The following is a 17,338-nucleotide window of genomic DNA, read 5'->3' as shown; positions in this document are numbered from 1 at the left end:
CCCCAGCTCCCCCTCTTAAAATCAGGGAAAACCCGAGGAACCTCAGACCCCCGAGGCCGCCCTTTAGCACTCCTCACCAGAGAGTGCTAATATTGGGGTATTCTGAAAGGAGTTCTGGTATGTACGTTCAAACTGGTTCCCCCGCCACAGCCATCGCGCTGAGCAACCCCTGGGCGGTCGTGCCCTCGCTCGGCCACCTCGACGCCTACATCTCTGCGGTCAACCGCATGCCCATGCTCACCCTCGAGGAAGAGCAAGAGGCCGCCCGCCAACTCAAAGCCAACGACGACCTCGAAGCCGCCCGCAAGCTGGTGCTCTCGCACCTGCGTTTGGTGGTGTCGGTGTCGCGCCAATACCTGGGCTACGGCCTGCCGCACGGCGACCTGATCCAGGAAGGCAATGTGGGCCTGATGAAGGCCGTCAAGCGCTTCGACCCTGATCAAGGCGTGCGCCTGGTCAGCTACGCGCTGCACTGGATCAAGGCCGAAATCCACGAGTACATCCTGAAAAACTGGCGCATGGTCAAAGTGGCCACCACCAAGGCCCAGCGCAAGCTGTTTTTCAACCTGCGCTCCATGAAGCAAGGCTACAAAGCCGATGCCGATGAAGGCACCCACCGCGACACCCTGACCCCCGACCAGGTGGATTCGATGGCGCACAGCCTGAACGTCAAGCGCGAAGAAGTGCGTGAGATGGAAATGCGCATGTCCGGTGGCGATGTGCTGCTGGACCCGGCCCCATCGGACGACGGTGAGCAGGCCTTTGGCCCCATTGCCTACTTGGCCGATGTGAACCACGAGCCCACCGCGATGATCGAAGCCCATGAGCGCGACGTGATGGCCAGCGACGGATTGGCCACGGCCCTCAATGCCTTGGACGAACGCAGCCGCCGCATCGTGGAAGAGCGCTGGCTCAAGGTCAACGACAACGGCTCGGGCGGCATGACCCTGCACGACCTGGCCGACGAGTACGGCGTCAGCGCCGAGCGCATCCGCCAAATCGAAGTGGCAGCCATGAAAAAAATGAAAAAAGCGCTGGTCGAGTTCGCTTGACCGCAGGCCTCATGGGCCACCTTTTATTCAGCTACCCGGTTTTGACCGGGTTTTTTTTGGCCCACAGTGCGCTAAAGTCACTGCAGTTTCGTTTTGAAAGCATCCACCATGACCGTTCGCACCTCCTCTGGTTTTTCTCGCCGCCATTTGGCCCAAGCTTTTGGCGTTGCTTTTGCTTTGGGACTGACCCCATCATGGGCCAACCCACCGGCCACGGGGGCATGGCCAACACAAACCGTTCGCCTGGTGGTGGGCTTCCCGGCCGGCTCCAGCCCCGACCTGACGGCCCGTGCCCTGGCCGAGCCTTTGTCCAAGGCCTTGGGCCAAAACGTGATCGTCGAGAACAAAGTGGGTGCGGGCGGCAACATCGCGGCCGACTTCGTCGCGAAATCCACCGATGGCCACACCCTGGGCCTGATGATCAACGGCAACATGACGATTGCCCGCATCCTGAACCCCAAGGTGCCTTATGACCCCCTGAAAGACCTCGCACCCATCAGCCTGATCGGCAAAGCGCCCTTGGTGCTCACCGTGCCTGCCGATGCCCTTGGCCAAACCCCTGCAGAGTGGTTGAGCCAGGCCCAAAAGGCTGGCGACAAGCTCAGCTACGCATCCCCCGGCGTGGGTACCGTGGCGCACTTGGGCATGGAGCTGCTCAAAACCAAGGCGGGCATCGCCCCGGTGCATGTGCCCTACCCCGGCAACCCGCAAATCATCACCGCCATGTTGGGGGGCCAGGTGCAGCTGGCTTTGCTGCCACCGGCCATGGCGGCAGCTCAGGTGCGCGGCGGCAAGCTGCGGGCCATTGGGGCTTCGAGCACCGGACGCAGCCCGGTGGCCGCCGAAGTGCCCAGCTTGTCCGAAATCGGTGTGAAGGATTACCAACTGGAAATCTGGAACGCGGTGGCCGCCCCGGCTTCTATGCCTGCGGCCGTGGCCACCAAATTGTCTGCCGTGGTCAGCGAGATCGTGCGTGCCCCAGAGATGCGTGCGCGCTTGTTTCAGCAAGGCTGGCAGGTGGTGGGCTCTTCGCCCGAAGGTTTGCGCAACCGGATTGAGTCTGACACGAAAGCGCTGGGTGACATCATCCGCAGCCAGAAAATCGAGTTGAACTGAAGGCCCCGGTAAAGCGGGTGAAGAGCCTGGCCAAGAGGCCAAGCCTCACTTGCCGCTGAGCAAGATTTTCACGTCGGCAGCCAGCGTCTCAGCACCGCTGGCGTGGCGGTTGTATAGCCGAATGCGGCCCTGTGGGTCAAAGGTGAAACTACCCGCCGAGTGGTCCATGGTGTAACTGGTAGGGGTTTTGCCTTCGACCTTTTTGTAATAGATCTTGAAGTCTTTGGTGACTTTGGGCAGTTGCTCCGCCGTAGGGCGCAAGGCCACAAAATCCGGTCCGAAATTGGCCATGTAGGCCTTGAGCAACTCCGGTGTGTCGCGCTCGGGGTCTACCGTGATGAAGATGCCCTGGAGCTTGGCCCCATCGGCACCCAGCAACAGTTTGGCCTGGGCCATTTCCTGCAAGGCGGTCGGGCAAACATCAGGGCACTGGGTGAAACCAAAAAACACCACCACAGCCTTGCCCGCAAAATCTTTGAGGGTGCGAACCTGCCCGTTTTGGTCGCTCAACTCCCAGCCCTGGGCATAGTCGGCTCCGGTGATGTCCACGCCACGAAACGAAGGCTTGTCCTCGCCGCAGCCGCTCAAGCCCCAGACCGCGCCTGCCACACCCAAGCCCAGGGCCGCTATTGTCAATACTCTGCGTTGCAACATGCCAGAGGCCTCAAAATATGTAGTGGTCCAGCAGCAAAGCGGCAAACAAGGCGCTCAGGTGGATCAGTGAAAAACGGAAAGTCCTGCGGGCCAGCTCGTCCGAATATTCGCGGTACAAGGCCACCGCGTAGCCGATGAAACCGATGCTCAACACCACTGCGGTGACCAAGTAAAGCCAGGAGCTCATGCCGTAGACAAAGGGCATGAGGCAGGACGCCATCAGCACGATGGTGTAGAGCAAGATTTGCAGACGCGTGAACTCGTTGCCGTGCGTGACCGGCAACATGGGCAGGCCCGACTTGCGGTAGTCCTCGACCCGGTACAAAGCCAGCGCCCAAAAGTGCGGCGGGGTCCAGAGGAAGATGATCAGGAACAGGATCAAGGCTTCAGGCCCCACCTGTCCGGTCATGGCCGCCCAACCCAGCACGGGCGGCATGGCGCCACTGGCTCCGCCAATCACAATGTTTTGCGGCGTGAGCGGCTTCAGGATCACGGTGTAAACAATGGCGTAACCCACAAAGGTGGCAAACGTGAGCCACATCGTGAGGGGATTGACGAACACATAAAGTACCAATGATCCCAAGGCGCACAAGGCCGCAGAAAACACCAAGGCTTGGCGGTCGCTCAACTCGCCTTTGGCGGTGGGTCGCCAAGAGGTGCGCTTCATCTTGGAATCGATGGTTTTTTCAACCAGGCAGTTGAAGGCCGCCGCTGCCCCCGACACCAACCAGATGCCAATGCAGGCCCACAAACCCAGCTTCAATTCAGCCAGACTCGGCACACCGGGGACGGCCAACACCATGCCGATCAGGGCACAGAAAACGATCAATTGAACCACGCGCGGTTTGGTCAGCGCGTAATACTGTTGCCAGACATTCATGGGCAAACGGGCGGAGGCAACGGTCATTCGGCAAGCTTTTTGGAAAGGGGGAAAGGCCCTGAATTATCAGTCCGGCTGACACTCAGCGCCCAAGTCAGGGTCAAGGCCATGGCCGCGGCACCGCCGGTGTGCATCACGGCGGCCAGCAAGGGCCAGCCCAGCACCACATTGCTCAACCCGGTGGCGAACTGTAAGGCACACAGGCCCAACAACCAGCGCCCGGCCACGGCCAAGCCCGGCTGCAACCGCAAACGCCAGCCCAACCACAGCAGCACCGCCAACACCAACCAAGCGGCCGAGCGGTGCACAAAATGGATGGACACCAGCGCCGAGAAAGGCAGCAACTGGCCCTCAGGCGTGTAACCCAATTCGCGCCAGAAGCTGAAGCCTTGCCAGTTCATCTCAGGCACCCACTGGCCGTGGCAGGTGGGGAAATCCGGGCAGGCCAACACCGCGTAATTGGTGCTGACCCAGCCACCCAAGACAATTTGCAGACACAGCAAAACAAAGCCTGCCCACAAACCCAAGCGCAATGGCGACGGCAGGGGCCGCGTGCCTGCGCCGTCATAGCGCACGGCTTGCGCCATCAACAAAACCAACAAGCCGATGCCGCCCATCAGGTGCAAGGTGACGATGGCCGGAAACAGCTTCATGGTCACCGTGAGCGCGCCAAACGCCCCTTGCATGCACACCCACACCAGCGTGAGCGTTGGCAACCAAGGGCTCACCTCACGGCTTTGGCGGCGCAGCCACCAGGTCATGGCGGCCAAAGTCAGGATCAGGACGCCCACCCCCGTGGCCAAGTAACGGTGCACCATCTCGATCCAGGCTTTGCTGTGCGTGACCGGGCCGGTGGGCATGGCCGTTTGAGCCGCCGTGATTTCGACCTTTGCCCCGATGGGCGTGGCGCTGCCGTAACAGCCTGGCCAGTCAGGGCACCCCAAGCCGGAGTCGGTCAGCCGGGTGAACGCCCCGAACAACACCAGATCGAAGGTCAAAAACAAGGTGATCAAGGTCAAGGCCTTGAGCCGCCCCGAGGGCGTGGTGCTGCGCTGGCGCCACAGCCACCAGCCCAAGGGCAGTGCTGCCACTGCCAGGCCCACGGCCATGAGCTCCAATATGGGCTCCAGGTTGTACAGGTCCACTTCGGTCATGCCTCAACGCCCCGCATTGTCCCAAGACGAGGAGGCCTTGAGCAATCGATCCAGATCACGTTTGGCTTTGGAGGCACTGGGCACGTCCATGTTGGCGGGGAAACGCATCATGAAGTTGCCCATCGGATCGACGACGTACAAATGGTCTTGCAACTGCTGCCCTTGGGCCGGGCTGATCCAGTTCTGCACCGAGGCCGCATCCAGGCGCAGCACATGCGCCGTGTTCAAGGCAGGCAAGAGACCGGGGGCCACTGGCGCATCGTCAGTGACCAACCAGACGCGGTCGACCCGGTCCTTTTCGCGGGCCAGAATTTCGCGCAACTGGCGCTGAAAATACAGGTTTTGTTGGCAACGTTCCTCGCAAGCGCCCGGCGCGACCGTCACCAGCAACCACTGGCCTTTGAGGCTGCTCAGCGTGATCGATTCGCCTTGCAGGTTTTTGGCGCTGAGCTGAGGCATGTCTTTTTGCGGCTGGATCAGCTCGCCATACACACGACGGCCTTCGGGGCGGATCACGTAGTAGGTGAAGTACGAGGCGATGACCGGCGAGGCGCAGACCAACATCATGAGGATCATTTTCCAGCGGCCCATGCGGGTGCGCTGGGCATCGGCCAGCACCACAGCACCGGGGCTGGGCAAGTCGTGCACCGTCATGGCCAGGGGGCTGTCAGACAGGTCGTTTTTGGCGGCGGGGTTGGACAATTTGGAACCAGACATAAAGTAAAGAGATCAGGCCACTCAGGCCAAACCATTGAAAAGCGTATCCGTGGTGCTTTGCGACACCACTGGCCACCACGGGCCATTCGCGCAGCAGGCCTTCCGAGGGCCCACCCGATTGCAGCAAAGTGACTTCGAGCACCTTCAGGCCAGACTCTTGGCGGTAAGCTGTCAGGTCAAGATTTTGCCGTATTGGCCCCGTCTCGGCCCCGCCGAAGTCATAGAGCCTTGAAGGCCATGGGGCCAAATGGCCTTCTATTTGCACCCGATCTTCAGACGTCTGCACAGGCGGCAATGCGTTACGGTCGGTGAAAGAGCGCTGCGCCCAGCCACGCTGCACCACCAAGACCTCGCCCGAGCCTTCGATCTGCAACGGGGTCAGCACAAAAAATCCAGGTTTGGCATTCATCTGCCGGTTGTCCAGATGCACCGTGTGTTTGGGCAGCCAACGTCCCGTCACCACCAAGCGGCGGTGAATCAACTCGCTGCGCTGCGCCACACCTTCAGGCCCACCACTCAGGGTGCGGCCGTCCAGCGCCTCTTTGCTCGCCTGTTGTGTTCGCGCGTCTTGCAAGGCGGTTTTCTCCTCGGCGCGGCCAAGCTGCCACAGCCCCAGGTAAAAGGTGATGGCCACGCCTGCGGCAGCCACTGCCAGCACCAGCCATCTTTTCCAGTGAAGGGATTTGTCAGTCATCGGATAATGCACCCATGAAAATTCTTGTCGCCATCGCGTTTCTTGCCATTTTGGTCAGTCTGGGCTCGGCCCTGATGTACATGATGCGGGGCAATGCCCCACCCGTTGAGGGCCAAGCACCCAAAAAAGGCAACATGGCCACCGCGCTGGCCTTCCGTGTCGGCTTTTCCATTGTCCTCTTCATCTGCGTTCTGGCGGCCTGGAAATTGGGCTGGATCCAGCCTACTGGCATCCCCCCAGGGGCTTGATCGATTTGCGATTTTTTGGCCAACGCAATGTCGATTTGATCTGGCATTTTCGCGCCATCCATCACCAACAAAAAAGCGCCCAAGGGCGCTTTTTTTGTTGGGGCCAAGGGCAGGCTCACATCCAATACACGAGGATGTACAAACCCAGCCACACCACGTCCACAAAGTGCCAGTACCAAGCCGCACCCTCAAAGCCGAAGTGACGGTCTTTGGTGAAGTGGCCTTTTTGCAAACGCAGGGTAATGAACAAGAGCATCAACATGCCCACGAACACGTGAAAGCCGTGAAAACCCGTCAGCATGTAAAAAGTGGAACCATAAATGCCGGATGACAATTTGAGGTTCAGATCACCCCAAGCGTGGGCATATTCATAACCCTGCACCAAGAGGAACGTGACGCCCAGCAACACAGTCATCCACATGAATTTGATGGTCTTGCTGCGGTCACCCACCTGCAGGGCATGGTGAGCGATGGTCAAGGTCACGCCCGATGTCAACAGCAAAGCGGTGTTGATGGTGGGCAACCAGAAAGGACCCATGGTTTGGAAGGGCTCAACAAAGCCGGCTGGCGATGTGGTTGCACCTGCCACCACGCTGGGCCATGCCGCTTTGAAGTCAGGCCAAAGCAGTGCGTTTTCCAAGCTGCCGAGCTCAGGAATCGAATGTGACCGGGCCCACCACAGCGCTGTGAAGAAGGCACCGAAAAACATGACCTCGGAGAAAATGAACCAGGTCATGCTCCAACGGTAAGACAAGTCGATTTTGCGACCGTACATGCCGGTTTCGCTCTCTTGCACGGCCTCAGAGAACCACTGGTACAAAACGATCAACCACCAAGCCATGCCGAAGAACAGGCAATACATGCCCCAGTCGGCACCGTTGACCCACTGACCAGCACCCAGAATCAGGAAAAATAGGCCGATGGCGGCCATCACCGGATGACGCGATGGGTGCGGGACGTAGTAATAAGGCGTGGTGCCGTGTGCTGCTGAACTCATGGGGACTCCTGCTCTCTCTTATTCGAAATCAAACGGTGCGGGTTAAAGGCCAGTCGGCTGTGCCACCACCCAATTGACCAGGGCGATCAGCCCCAGAACAAACAACAATGCCATCCCGATGGCCACACCGATGATGTGGAAGGGGTTGAGCTTTTCAATGTCTTGCTGCGATTCGGAATTCTTGCGAAGCCCGACAAAGGACCACAACACCACTTGAATGGTGCGCAGCCAAGAAGTTTGACGGACAGGCGAGGTCATGAGCCCCAACCTGTCTTGACCGCCACGGGCTGTACGGCAGCGGCCAATGGCGCAGTCGGTGCCGCCGGTGTCTTGCCACCCACCTCAAAGAAGGTGTAGGACAGCGTGATGGTGGTCACGTCTTTGGACAACTTGGGGTCGATCACGAAGGCCACGGGCCAGGACTTCTTTTCACCCGGCTCCAGTGAGTACTGGTTGAAACAAAAACACTCGAGTTTGTTGAAATGGCTGGCAGCATTGCGTGGTGCATAGCTGGGAATGGCTTGAGCCGCCATGCGGCGATTTTGCACATTCTGAAACTCGTACATCACGGTGCTCAGCTCACCAGGATGAACCTGCATGGAGCGTTTTTCCGGCTTGAAATCCCAAGGTCCGCGCACATTCGCATCAAACTCCACCGTGATGGTCCGGCTGGTGTCCACTTGGCTGTTGCGCAACACTTCGGCTGCTTTGCCCGCCTTGGCGTTGCCCGGGACCTGCGTCTCGGAAATCGACAGGATATTGATGCCGGTGATCTCGCAAATGGCCTTGTAAATGGGCACCAGCGCATAGCCGAACCCAAACATGCCAGCGGTGACGATCGCCAGTTTGCCCACCATCTTCAAATTTTCACCGCGCAGGTTCATCTTGGTTCTCTCAGGAAGACAAGATCAATATCTTGGCCACAAAACCAGCCAACACAACGCAGGCCACCGAAGCCAAGATCAGGCCCAGGCAAACGTTGCTTTTTCTTTTTTCAGGTGTCATAGCCGTGTCCATCAACCGATCACGCGGGTGGCTGTAGCGTCCAGCTTGGGCGGATTTTCGAAGGTATGGAAGGGTGCTGGCGAAGGCACTTCCCACTCCAAGCCTTCAGCGCCTTCCCATGGCTTTTGCGGGGCTTTTTCGCCCTTGCCGAGCATACAAGGCAAGACCACGAACAAGAAGAAATACACCTGAGCGAAACCGAAGAAGAAGGCACCCACAGAAGCGATCATGTTGAAGTCGGTGAACTGCATGGGGTAGTCGGCGTAGCGACGGGGCATACCCGCCAGACCCAGGAAGTGCATCGGGAAGAAGGTGATGTTGAAGGAAATCAGCGACCACCAAAAGTGGATCTTGCCGCGTGATTCGTTATACATCACACCGGTCCACTTGGGAATCCAGTAGTAAACACCGGCGAACAAGGCAAACAAGGAACCCGCCACCAGCACGTAATGGAAGTGGGCCACCACGTAGTAAGTGTCTTGCAGTTGGATGTCGATCGGGGCCATGGCCAAAATCAATCCGGTGAAACCACCCATGGTGAACACGAAGATGAAGCCCACCGCAAACAGCATCGGGGTTTCAAACGTCATGGAGCCGCGCCACATGGTGGCAATCCAGTTGAAGATCTTCACAGCGGTCGGCACGGCGATCAGCATCGTCGCGTACATGAAGAACAACTGTCCCGTGACGGGCATACCGGTGGTGAACATGTGGTGCGCCCACACGATGAACGACAGGATGGCGATGGACGATGTGGCGTACACCATGGAGGCGTAACCGAAAAGCTTCTTGCGTGCGAAAGCAGGCACGATGTGGCTGATGATGCCGAAAGCCGGCAAGATCATGATGTACACCTCGGGGTGACCGAAGAACCAGAAAATGTGCTGGTACATGACCGGGTCGCCGCCACCAGCAGGATTGAAAAAGCTGGTACCGAAGTGACGGTCAGTCAAAGTCATGGTGATCGCGCCGGCCAACACAGGCATCACGGCAATCAGCAGGTATGCGGTGATGAGCCATGTCCAGGCGAACATGGGCATCTTCATCAAAGTCATACCAGGGGCGCGCATGTTCAGGATGGTCACGATGATGTTGATCGAGCCCATGATGGACGAAGCGCCAAGGATGTGCATCGCGAAAATCGCTGCATCCATCGAGGGGCCCATTTGCAGGGTCAAGGGGGCGTAAAGCGTCCAGCCAGCTGCGGGTGCGCCGCCAGGCATGAAGAAAGAACCCATCAGCATCAAGGACGCAGGAATCATCAGCCAAAAGCTAAAGTTGTTCATGCGGGCAAATGCCATGTCAGCAGCGCCAATTTGCAATGGGATCATCCAGTTCGCAAAGCCCACAAAGGCCGGCATGATCGCACCAAACACCATGATGATGCCGTGCATGGTGGTGAACTGGTTGAACAACTCGGGGTTGACGATTTGCAAGCCTGGCTGGAACAACTCGGCTCGGATGCCCAGGGCCAGCACACCACCCACCATCAGCATGGCAAAGCTGAACAACAGGTACAAGGTACCAATGTCTTTGTGGTTGGTGGCATACACCCAACGACGCCAGCCCGCAGGCGCGTGACCGTGGTCGTCATGGGCGTGATCGTGATGGTCGAGAACGGCACTCATCTTGATTTCCTTTGATTTGAATACGGTACGGTTTATTTGCGAGAGGCCAGCACTTCAGCCGGCTGCACAATTTGCCCGGTCTTGTTGGACCAGTTGTTTTTGGTGTAGGTGATGACTGCAGCAATTTCGGTGTCAGACAACTGCTTCCATGCAGGCATGGCACCGTTGTTTTGGCCATTCAGCAACACAGCGATTTGCTTGGATTTGTCCGCGTCGAGGACGAGTGCGGAACCGTCAAGGGCTTTGATGGCACCCGCCGCTTTGCCGGTGGCTTGGTGGCAAGCCGCGCAGTTGGCTGCATAAACTTTTTCACCACGCTTGGACAAATCGTCCATGGCCCAGACTTTGGCCGGATCATCGGCTTTGGCGGCTTGCTTTTTCTTTTCTTCCACCACCCATGCAGCATAGTCCTGTGCAGACAACACTTTCACGTGGATGGGCATGTAAGCGTGTTCTTTGCCGCACAACTCTTGGCACTGGCCATAAAAGTCACCGGTCTTTTCGGCACGGAACCAGGTGTCGCGCACGAAGCCCGGGATCGCATCTTGTTTGATGCCGAAAGCAGGCACCGCAAATGCGTGGATCACGTCGTTGGCCGTGGTGATCACCCGCACTTTTTGGCCCACCGGAACCACCAACGGGTAGTCCACCTTGAGCAAATAGTTGTCGCCTTCGGGCTTGCCCGCATCGGACATGGCGCGATGGCCGGAATCCAAGGTGGAGATGTAGCTCAAGCCCTCGCCCTCACCCTTGATGTAGTCGTAGCCCCACTTCCACTGGTAACCGGTGGCTTTGATGGTCAGATCGGCATTGGTGGTGTCTTTTTGCGCGACCAGAACTTTGGTGGCGGGCAAAGCCATCAAAATCACAATCACGAAGGGCACTGCCGTCCAGATCACTTCCACCGTGATGGATTCCGTGAATTTGGCTGGCTTGTGGCCGACCGATTTGCGGTGCTTCCAGATGGAATAGAACATGACCGCGAACACAGCAATGAAAATCACCGTGCAAAGGATCAGCATGAACCAGTGCAGCCATTGCTGCTCTTCGGCGATTTTGGTGGCAGCAGGGTGCAAATTAAGCTGATTGACCGCAGGACCACCCGGCAAATCATTGACCGCATAAGCTGCTGTGGTTGCCCACGCGCCTGCAAAGATGCCCGCGCGTGACAGCAATGAAACCAATTGGTTGGAAATATTCTTCATGGTTCTCACTAACTTCCAAGACTCTGTTGAACTCACACCTTTGGCCAAGTCGGTCGTCCCGTTTGGCCAGTGGCATCACGCTGAGCGCAATGCCCTCCTGATTTCTCGCGCCAGCACTTGCCGGAGCTCGGGCCTGACAAATCGGCCCACTTCAATGGATTGACCCTGACCCGACAACTCGATCAGGCTTTGGTCTCCGGACTTGGGCTCAACCCGCACCCACTGGCGCTCAAATTCAGCCCGTTCCAGTCGGCCCGCCGTTTCCAGCTCGACCACCAGGTTGCTGCCTTGCAGGGAAATCATCTCTCCATCCGCGGCATGTCGGGCATAGGCCAAAAAAGCCAAACCCACCACCGCCACCTCGACGCCTGCAAAGGCCAACACCAAAGTGGCCCCTTGCATCCAGAAGAACACCCCGATGCCCAAGGACAGCGTGCACAACGACAGGTACATCCAGCCCAACTGGGCCGGCGTGACCGAGCAATTGCGTTTAAGCCGCCATTGAACGGCAGGACCTGACACTTGCGCGAATTGGTAAGCCTGATTTGACATCCGTCAACTTTCAATATCCCTACACCCTGTCAAGCCAGTTCTGTGGTCAAAAACCTGCGGATTTTACCTGAGATCAAATCATCTTTTGACAGATCTCAAACTTTGTCCTCTATACCCCCACCCGACTGCAGCATAAGCCGCATCTGATCCAGGCCGATTTCGGTTTTTGCGGCCACTTTCAGGCGCGGTTGAGGCTTCAGGGCGTGACCGTAAACAATCTCGAAGCCCAAGGACAAACGACCGCCCTCTTCGGGGCGTGCCAGCGTCAGCAAGGCCTCTGACAAACGTGCACGCCATTGGCGCGAACGCAAGCCCTGAAATCGCTGAACATGCAAATTGCGCCCCAGCCCCCGCAACTCGGCCAACAAAGTGTCAGGGCTGGCATAGGTCAAGGTGATCCGTTCCATGTCCATGACCGGCTCGGCAAAACCGGCTTCCACCAGCATGTCGCCCCAGTCGTGCATGTCGGTGAACTCGTGCGCGGGCTCGGACCAGCCCGCCTGGGCATACACCTGGCGCAGATCACGCAGCGTATCGGGGCCCAGACAAGAAAACATCAAAAAACCATCGACTGCCAAGGCCCGGTGCCATGTTTGCAGCAAAGTCTGGGGCTCGGCACTGGCATGCAGTTGCATGTTGGCCCACAGCATTTGCACCGTGTGCTCGGGAGGCAAACCTTCATGCCGCTTGGGTCCACGCCAGTGCTGCACCTGCCACCACGGCGTTTGAAGTGCATGGCGGCTGGCCTGTGCATGCGTTGGAGGCTCCCCGGCCAGCCACACCTGCGCCTTGGGGTAACGCTGCTCCAGGGCGCGTTGCGCCGCCAGGCCGCCGCGCAGTGGCCCCCAATGCACCCACTGATCCGGTTGCAGTTTGATAAAGTCCAGACGCTCCTGCATGCGCGTGGCCACCTCTTCATGCAGCCAGGGCGACTGCGCATCCTGCACGGGCAGGCCCTGCCAGCGGGCAGCGGCCACAGGGTCCAAAGAAGGGGGGTGAAGGGCTTGGGGCATGGGGCAGGGGTCTTTATTGGGCTGTACCCACTCAAGCTCCAACATCTTGTGTGCTTGTTCTGTCAGCCGGGGTTGAGTATATTGACTGCATGAGACCCGCTTGGCTTCAGGGCTTGCTTGACACATCGACTGCAACGCGCCCCGGTGGGTTTTGGCGCTGGCTGCCCAGCCGCTGCGCCATTTGCCAAAGCTGGCCCCATTCGCCGCTGTGCGAGACCTGCATCAGCCGCTTTGCTCAACCCCAGCAACGCTGCCCCAGTTGCGCCCTGCCCTTGCCCTACCCTGCCATGCGCTGCGGCGCTTGCCTGAAATCACCGCCCCCGCTGGACCTGTGCTTGACGGCCACCGCCTACGCCTGGCCCTGGGTGGACCTGATCGCCCGCTACAAGTTTGACCAGCAACCCGGTTGGGCCGGGGCTTTGGCCACCCTGATGCTGAGCACCCCTTTGGCGGAAGACGTACTGGACGAGGCCGACTGGGTGCTGCCGATTCCGCTGTCGGCCCAGCGTCTGGCCGAGCGCGGCTACAACCAGTCATGGTTGCTGGCACGCCAACTCAGCCCACACAAAGCCGACGCCCGTTTGCTGCTGCGCACCCGCGACACGCCCTCGCAGCGCACGTTGCCACGGGCCGAACGGCTGGCCAATTTGGTTGGGGCTTTTGCGGTAGAGCCTTTGCGGGCCGCGCAGTTGCGCGGCAAAAAGGTGGTGCTGATCGATGACGTGATGACCAGTGGTGCCTCCCTGCACACGGCGGCGCGGGTGTTGCGCGAGGCGGGGGCGGCGCAGGTCAGCGCCTTGGTGCTGGCACGCACCGAAGCGGGCAGCGACGCCTGAAGGCCAATGCACAATACGGGCCATGTTCCATATCGTCCTGGTTGAGCCTGAAATCCCGCCGAACACCGGCAACGTCATCCGCCTGGCGGCCAACACCGGCTGCACGCTGCACCTGATCGAGCCCTTGGGGTTTTCAATGGACGACAAACACATGCGCCGGGCAGGTCTGGACTACCACGAGTACGCCGACCTGCGGCGCCACGCCGACTGGCAGGCATTTTTGGCCCAGGAACAACCCGACCCCGAGCGCATGTTTGCCCTGACCACGCGCGGCAGCCGAGCCGCCCACGGCGTGGTTTTTGCGCCAGGCGATTGGTTGGTGTTTGGCTCAGAAACGCGGGGCATGTCGCCCGAGTTGCGCGAACAGTTCGCCCCAGCCCAGCGCATCAAGCTGCCCATGCGTGAGGGCCAACGCAGCTTGAACCTGTCGAACGCGGTGGCCGTCACCGTGTTTGAGGCCTGGCGACAAAACGGCTTTGCCGGGGCCAGTCCAGCGCCAGACCTGCCGCCTCAAGCGTAAATGCGCACCAGCGATTCGGCGGCACACACCGGTTTGTCACTGCCCTCGCGCTCGACCGTCACGTTCCACTGAAGCTGCAAGCCGTTCACCTCCATAGGCGTGGCCGAATGCAAATGCAGATGCGCACGTAAACGGCTGCCCACCGGCACCGGCGCCATGAAACGCACCTTGTTCAGGCCGTAATTGACGCCCATGCGGGCCGATGTGACCACGATGGTTTTGTCAAAGAACTGCGACAGCAAGGACAAGGTCAAAAAACCATGCGCAATCGGTGCACCAAAGGGACCTTGTTTGGCCCGCTCGACGTCGACGTGAATCCACTGGTGATCACCCGTGGCCTCGGCGAACTGGTTGACCTGTTGTTGGGTGATGGTCACCCATTCGGTCGCGGCCACATCCTGACCGACACAAGCGGCCAACTCGGCCAAGTTTGCAAATGTTTTCATAGGCTTGACTTTATTCACCTGCGCGTCTTCAGGCTGTCGGTGACGGGACACCACCCAATGGACCTTGGGCTCAGGCAGTTGGAGCGGCCTCATTGGCCCTGATCTGCCGAAGCTCTTCACGCAAACGGGCCAATTCGGCGCGGTAATTTTCAGCATCGCCGTAATCGGCAAAGCCGTGGTAGTGCGCATGCGCCTGCATCCTGCGTCGGGCGTGCTTAATGGGGCACCAGTATTTTTCGGTCAGGGCCACCACCTCGCGGCCATAAGCCATCAGGCCGTTGCCATACGAACAATAAGCGCAGTTGATTTTTTCCAGCCAATTCAAATAAGCCAGGTGCGTTCGGTCGTACGCAAAATACGACGCGCGCTTGACTCGGGGAATGCCACACAAGGGGAAACACACCCATTGGTAGAGCGTCACGAAGGCATCGAGCAGCAGCATGGGCACCAGCACCGGGTAAATGAAGGGCACGCACAGCACATGGCGCCAATCGGCCGTGAGCACATAACCGAGCAAGCCCTCCTTGAAGCGCTTTTGCTGGGCCAGCACCTCTTTTTCAAAGCGCACCTTGTGCTCTTCGAAGTCGGCCCGCCACTGTTGTCGGTGGCTTTTGGCCTCTTGCTCAATGGCCGCTTCCAGCTGCTGGATGCGGTCCAGAAATTCCTGAATTTGAGATTTCATGGGGGTCTCCTTGGAAGCGACTGATCACCATAACACCGCCCAAGGTATGACAACAGGCTAGGCCGGCCGCGGAGCTACTAAAATCACGAACTATCTTCAAGTGAGCCCCCCTGTTGCACCTGTCACCCGCCGCCCCATTACCACAGCACATTGCCATCATCATGGACGGCAACCGCCGTTGGGCCAAAAAACGCTTCATCCCTGCGGCTTTGGGACATGCAGCGGGCGCGCAGCGGGTACGCGACATCGTCAAAGCCTGCGGAGAAATCGGCATCTCCCAGCTGAGCCTGTTTGCCTTCAGCACCGAGAACTGGAAACGCCCCGAAGAGGAAATCAGCAGCCTCATGGGCTTGTTCACGACTTACCTGAAAAAGGAAATTCGAAACATGAACACCAACGGGGTTCGGCTCAAGGTGCTGGGTGACACGGGCCGGTTTTCTCCCGCCTTGCAAGCCCTGATCGCCGACGCCCAAGCCCAAACCGCGAACAATCAGGTCATCACCTTGAACATTTGCGCCAATTATGGCGGCCGATGGGACATGCTCCAGGCCACAAAAGCTTGGCAAAGGGCGCATCCGGACATGCTTTTGGACACCCTCACCGAAGAAGCACTGGCCCCGTACCTGAGCACGGCCGATGCACCAGAAGTGGATTTGCTGATCCGCACGGGCGGAGAGTCAAGGGTGAGCAACTTTCTGCTTTGGCAAGCGGCTTATGCGGAACTGTTTTTCTGCGACGAACTTTGGCCGGACTTTTCGCCCGAAACCCTGCATCAGGCACTGACCTGGTTTGCCACGCGCGACCGTCGCTTTGGCTCCTCTGCCCCACTGTGAAGCTCGGGCAGGGCCGGCCTCAGAGGCTGGCTTCGACCTGGTGGTGATCTACCTGCACCACCGTGGGCCGCCCCAAAATCTCCAGCAACACCGCCACCCTTTTGCTCGACACGTTGTGCACCAAACCTTCGATGGCACCCAATGCGGTGTGCTTCAGACGCACTTTTTGACCCACCTTGAGCTGGTTGAGCTCCTCGATCGTGGCCTGTTGGCGCAGTTGCTCCATCTGGCGAATCCGCTGCACCACATCGTCTTGCAACAAGGCGGGCTCAAAACCAAATCGAACGATGGTGGTCACGCCTTTGGTGCTGCGCACGGCTGAAATGCTTTGCCCTGGACAGCCTGGTCGAAACAGGATGTAGCGCGGAAACATGGGCTCAAAGAGCGCCACCGGACCTTGTTCGGTTTTTTTGAATAGTTTAAACAATGGCAAGTAGGCTTCAAAACCCTGCTGTACCAGATTGGCATGCGCCACGGTCTCTTGCCTGGGTTTGGTATAGGCCAAATACCAACGGCCAACGGCCTGATTCTCAGCGTCACCGTGTTGCAAATCGTTAAGTCCACTCATTAAAAATCGGGATATTTTTTATAAATATGAATTGTATCCCCGGGTTGAGGGGGTGCCTCAGACGACCGAAAAGTAAAAACCCCGCCAAGGCGGGGCTTCGTGAACATTTTCTTGGAATGAGAACCTCTGCTGTTGGGCTCTCGTTTTCTTGAGCCATTCAAATGGCCGTCCATTTCAGGCAATGACAAATGGCGTGCGGTCTTTGCCTTCGATCCACTTGGGGGCTTTGCCGCGACCGGTCCAGGTCTGACCCGTCGCCGCGTCACGGTACTTGGCAGCCACTTTGCTGGCGGCCTTGACTGCGCCCGTTTTACCGCCGCGACCCGGGAAAATATCCTGGGCCGTCAAGCCATACTCGGCCACCAATTCGCGAACTTTGGCAACGGCGCTTGAAATTTCATTTTGCCGGGCTTGGACAATGGCCAACTCCAAAGCTTCGCGCTGCTGCAATAAATCTTTATAAGTTTGTGACATGTGAGCACTCCAATTAAAAACACAAGCTGCCAAATATACAACAAGCTGGGTTTTGATTTTAAAA

The 17,338-nt window shown here is 58.6% G+C and carries 23 protein-coding genes; 6 read left to right on the top strand and 17 right to left on the bottom strand.

Annotation, left to right across the window (positions count from 1 at the left end; translation table 11 throughout):
- Positions 1 to 119: 119 nt before the first annotated feature.
- Complete coding sequence (gene rpoH, locus ACIQ47_RS01470) at positions 120 to 1,052, top strand: RNA polymerase sigma factor RpoH (protein WP_396436499.1); 933 nt, start codon at positions 120 to 122, stop codon at positions 1,050 to 1,052.
- A gap of 108 nt (positions 1,053 to 1,160) precedes the next feature.
- Positions 1,161 to 2,168 (top strand): Bug family tripartite tricarboxylate transporter substrate binding protein, encoded by a 1,008-nt coding sequence (locus tag ACIQ47_RS01465; protein ID WP_396436498.1) that lies wholly within the window; start codon positions 1,161 to 1,163, stop codon positions 2,166 to 2,168.
- Positions 2,169 to 2,213: 45 nt separating this feature from the next.
- Here the strand turns inward: ACIQ47_RS01465 and ACIQ47_RS01460 are convergent, their stop codons facing one another.
- Genes ACIQ47_RS01460 through ACIQ47_RS01440 form a run of 5 tightly spaced genes read right to left on the bottom strand, consistent with a single transcriptional unit; the run spans position 2,214 to position 6,267 of the window.
- A complete protein-coding gene (locus ACIQ47_RS01460) occupies positions 2,214 to 2,822 on the bottom strand; it encodes an SCO family protein (protein ID WP_396436497.1) in 609 nt (202 codons plus the stop codon).
- A gap of 10 nt (positions 2,823 to 2,832) precedes the next feature.
- Positions 2,833 to 3,729 (bottom strand): heme o synthase, encoded by an 897-nt coding sequence (gene cyoE, locus ACIQ47_RS01455; RefSeq protein ID WP_396436496.1) that lies wholly within the window; start codon positions 3,727 to 3,729, stop codon positions 2,833 to 2,835.
- Positions 3,726 to 4,856, bottom strand: coding sequence for a heme A synthase (locus ACIQ47_RS01450; RefSeq protein ID WP_396436495.1), 1,131 nt, complete (start codon positions 4,854 to 4,856; stop codon positions 3,726 to 3,728). The genes cyoE and ACIQ47_RS01450 overlap by 4 nt, the downstream gene beginning before the upstream one ends.
- Before the next feature lie 3 nt (positions 4,857 to 4,859).
- Positions 4,860 to 5,573 carry an SCO family protein gene (locus tag ACIQ47_RS01445; RefSeq protein ID WP_396436494.1) on the bottom strand — a complete coding sequence of 238 codons (714 nt, stop codon included), beginning with the start codon at positions 5,571 to 5,573 and terminating at the stop codon, positions 4,860 to 4,862.
- Entirely contained in the window at positions 5,524 to 6,267 is a 744-nt protein-coding gene (locus tag ACIQ47_RS01440; protein WP_396436493.1) for an SURF1 family protein, read from the bottom strand. The genes ACIQ47_RS01445 and ACIQ47_RS01440 overlap by 50 nt, the downstream gene beginning before the upstream one ends.
- A gap of 14 nt (positions 6,268 to 6,281) precedes the next feature.
- Between ACIQ47_RS01440 and ACIQ47_RS01435 the strand changes: the two genes are divergently transcribed.
- Positions 6,282 to 6,515, top strand: a complete 234-nt coding sequence (locus ACIQ47_RS01435) for a twin transmembrane helix small protein (RefSeq protein WP_396436492.1) — start codon at positions 6,282 to 6,284, stop codon at positions 6,513 to 6,515.
- 115 nt (positions 6,516 to 6,630) lie between these two features.
- Here the strand turns inward: ACIQ47_RS01435 and ACIQ47_RS01430 are convergent, their stop codons facing one another.
- The 8 genes from ACIQ47_RS01430 to ACIQ47_RS01395 all read right to left on the bottom strand — a co-directional run bounded on the left by ACIQ47_RS01430 (position 6,631) and on the right by ACIQ47_RS01395 (position 12,915).
- Entirely contained in the window at positions 6,631 to 7,512 is an 882-nt protein-coding gene (locus ACIQ47_RS01430; RefSeq protein WP_396436491.1) for a cytochrome c oxidase subunit 3, read from the bottom strand.
- Between the two features lie 42 nt (positions 7,513 to 7,554).
- Positions 7,555 to 7,770 carry a DUF2970 domain-containing protein gene (locus tag ACIQ47_RS01425; RefSeq protein ID WP_396436490.1) on the bottom strand — a complete coding sequence of 72 codons (216 nt, stop codon included), beginning with the start codon at positions 7,768 to 7,770 and terminating at the stop codon, positions 7,555 to 7,557.
- Complete coding sequence (locus ACIQ47_RS01420; RefSeq protein ID WP_396436489.1) at positions 7,767 to 8,396, bottom strand: cytochrome c oxidase assembly protein; 630 nt, start codon at positions 8,394 to 8,396, stop codon at positions 7,767 to 7,769. Before ACIQ47_RS01420 ends, ACIQ47_RS01425 begins: the two co-directional genes overlap by 4 nt.
- 10 nt (positions 8,397 to 8,406) lie before the next feature.
- Positions 8,407 to 8,517 carry a cytochrome oxidase small assembly protein gene (locus tag ACIQ47_RS01415; protein ID WP_396436488.1) on the bottom strand — a complete coding sequence of 37 codons (111 nt, stop codon included), beginning with the start codon at positions 8,515 to 8,517 and terminating at the stop codon, positions 8,407 to 8,409.
- Between the two features lie 11 nt (positions 8,518 to 8,528).
- Positions 8,529 to 10,145 carry a cytochrome c oxidase subunit I gene (ctaD, locus tag ACIQ47_RS01410; protein WP_396436487.1) on the bottom strand — a complete coding sequence of 539 codons (1,617 nt, stop codon included), beginning with the start codon at positions 10,143 to 10,145 and terminating at the stop codon, positions 8,529 to 8,531.
- 32 nt (positions 10,146 to 10,177) lie between these two features.
- Positions 10,178 to 11,350 (bottom strand): cytochrome c oxidase subunit II, encoded by a 1,173-nt coding sequence (coxB, locus tag ACIQ47_RS01405; protein ID WP_396436486.1) that lies wholly within the window; start codon positions 11,348 to 11,350, stop codon positions 10,178 to 10,180.
- Positions 11,351 to 11,425: 75 nt separating this feature from the next.
- Positions 11,426 to 11,902, bottom strand: coding sequence for a DUF2244 domain-containing protein (locus ACIQ47_RS01400; RefSeq protein ID WP_396436485.1), 477 nt, complete (start codon positions 11,900 to 11,902; stop codon positions 11,426 to 11,428).
- Positions 11,903 to 11,997: 95 nt separating this feature from the next.
- Complete coding sequence (locus tag ACIQ47_RS01395) at positions 11,998 to 12,915, bottom strand: biotin synthase (RefSeq protein WP_396436484.1); 918 nt, start codon at positions 12,913 to 12,915, stop codon at positions 11,998 to 12,000.
- A gap of 89 nt (positions 12,916 to 13,004) precedes the next feature.
- On the opposite strand from ACIQ47_RS01395, the gene ACIQ47_RS01390 reads away from it, so the two are divergent.
- A complete protein-coding gene (locus ACIQ47_RS01390; protein ID WP_396436483.1) occupies positions 13,005 to 13,751 on the top strand; it encodes a ComF family protein in 747 nt (248 codons plus the stop codon).
- A gap of 22 nt (positions 13,752 to 13,773) precedes the next feature.
- The gene (gene trmL, locus ACIQ47_RS01385) at positions 13,774 to 14,271 is read left to right on the top strand and encodes a tRNA (uridine(34)/cytosine(34)/5-carboxymethylaminomethyluridine(34)-2'-O)-methyltransferase TrmL (protein ID WP_396436482.1); all 498 of its coding nucleotides are present in this window, start codon (positions 13,774 to 13,776) and stop codon (positions 14,269 to 14,271) included.
- Here the strand turns inward: trmL and ACIQ47_RS01380 are convergent.
- Positions 14,262 to 14,717 carry a MaoC family dehydratase gene (locus ACIQ47_RS01380; RefSeq protein WP_396436481.1) on the bottom strand — a complete coding sequence of 152 codons (456 nt, stop codon included), beginning with the start codon at positions 14,715 to 14,717 and terminating at the stop codon, positions 14,262 to 14,264. The two genes, trmL and ACIQ47_RS01380, sit on opposite strands and share 10 nt — an antisense overlap.
- Positions 14,718 to 14,787: 70 nt before the next feature.
- Positions 14,788 to 15,399, bottom strand: coding sequence for a hypothetical protein (locus ACIQ47_RS01375; protein ID WP_396436480.1), 612 nt, complete (start codon positions 15,397 to 15,399; stop codon positions 14,788 to 14,790).
- A 113-nt stretch (positions 15,400 to 15,512) separates the two neighbouring features.
- On the opposite strand from ACIQ47_RS01375, the gene uppS reads away from it, so the two are divergent.
- Positions 15,513 to 16,232 carry a polyprenyl diphosphate synthase gene (uppS, locus tag ACIQ47_RS01370; protein ID WP_396436478.1) on the top strand — a complete coding sequence of 240 codons (720 nt, stop codon included), beginning with the start codon at positions 15,513 to 15,515 and terminating at the stop codon, positions 16,230 to 16,232.
- A 19-nt stretch (positions 16,233 to 16,251) separates the two neighbouring features.
- Here uppS and ACIQ47_RS01365 read toward each other — a convergent pair whose 3' ends face one another.
- The gene (locus ACIQ47_RS01365) at positions 16,252 to 16,800 is read right to left on the bottom strand and encodes a transcription termination/antitermination protein NusG (RefSeq protein ID WP_396436477.1); all 549 of its coding nucleotides are present in this window, start codon (positions 16,798 to 16,800) and stop codon (positions 16,252 to 16,254) included.
- 174 nt (positions 16,801 to 16,974) lie between these two features.
- A complete protein-coding gene (locus tag ACIQ47_RS01360) occupies positions 16,975 to 17,274 on the bottom strand; it encodes an H-NS histone family protein (RefSeq protein WP_396436475.1) in 300 nt (99 codons plus the stop codon).
- Positions 17,275 to 17,338 lie beyond the last annotated feature (64 nt).

It is taken from the genome of Limnohabitans sp. (genome assembly GCF_044373035.1).
Lineage (GTDB): Bacteria > Pseudomonadota > Gammaproteobacteria > Burkholderiales > Burkholderiaceae_C > Limnohabitans_A.
Note: the sequence above shows the minus strand (reverse complement) of the source record. Positions and strands in the feature narration are given on the sequence as shown.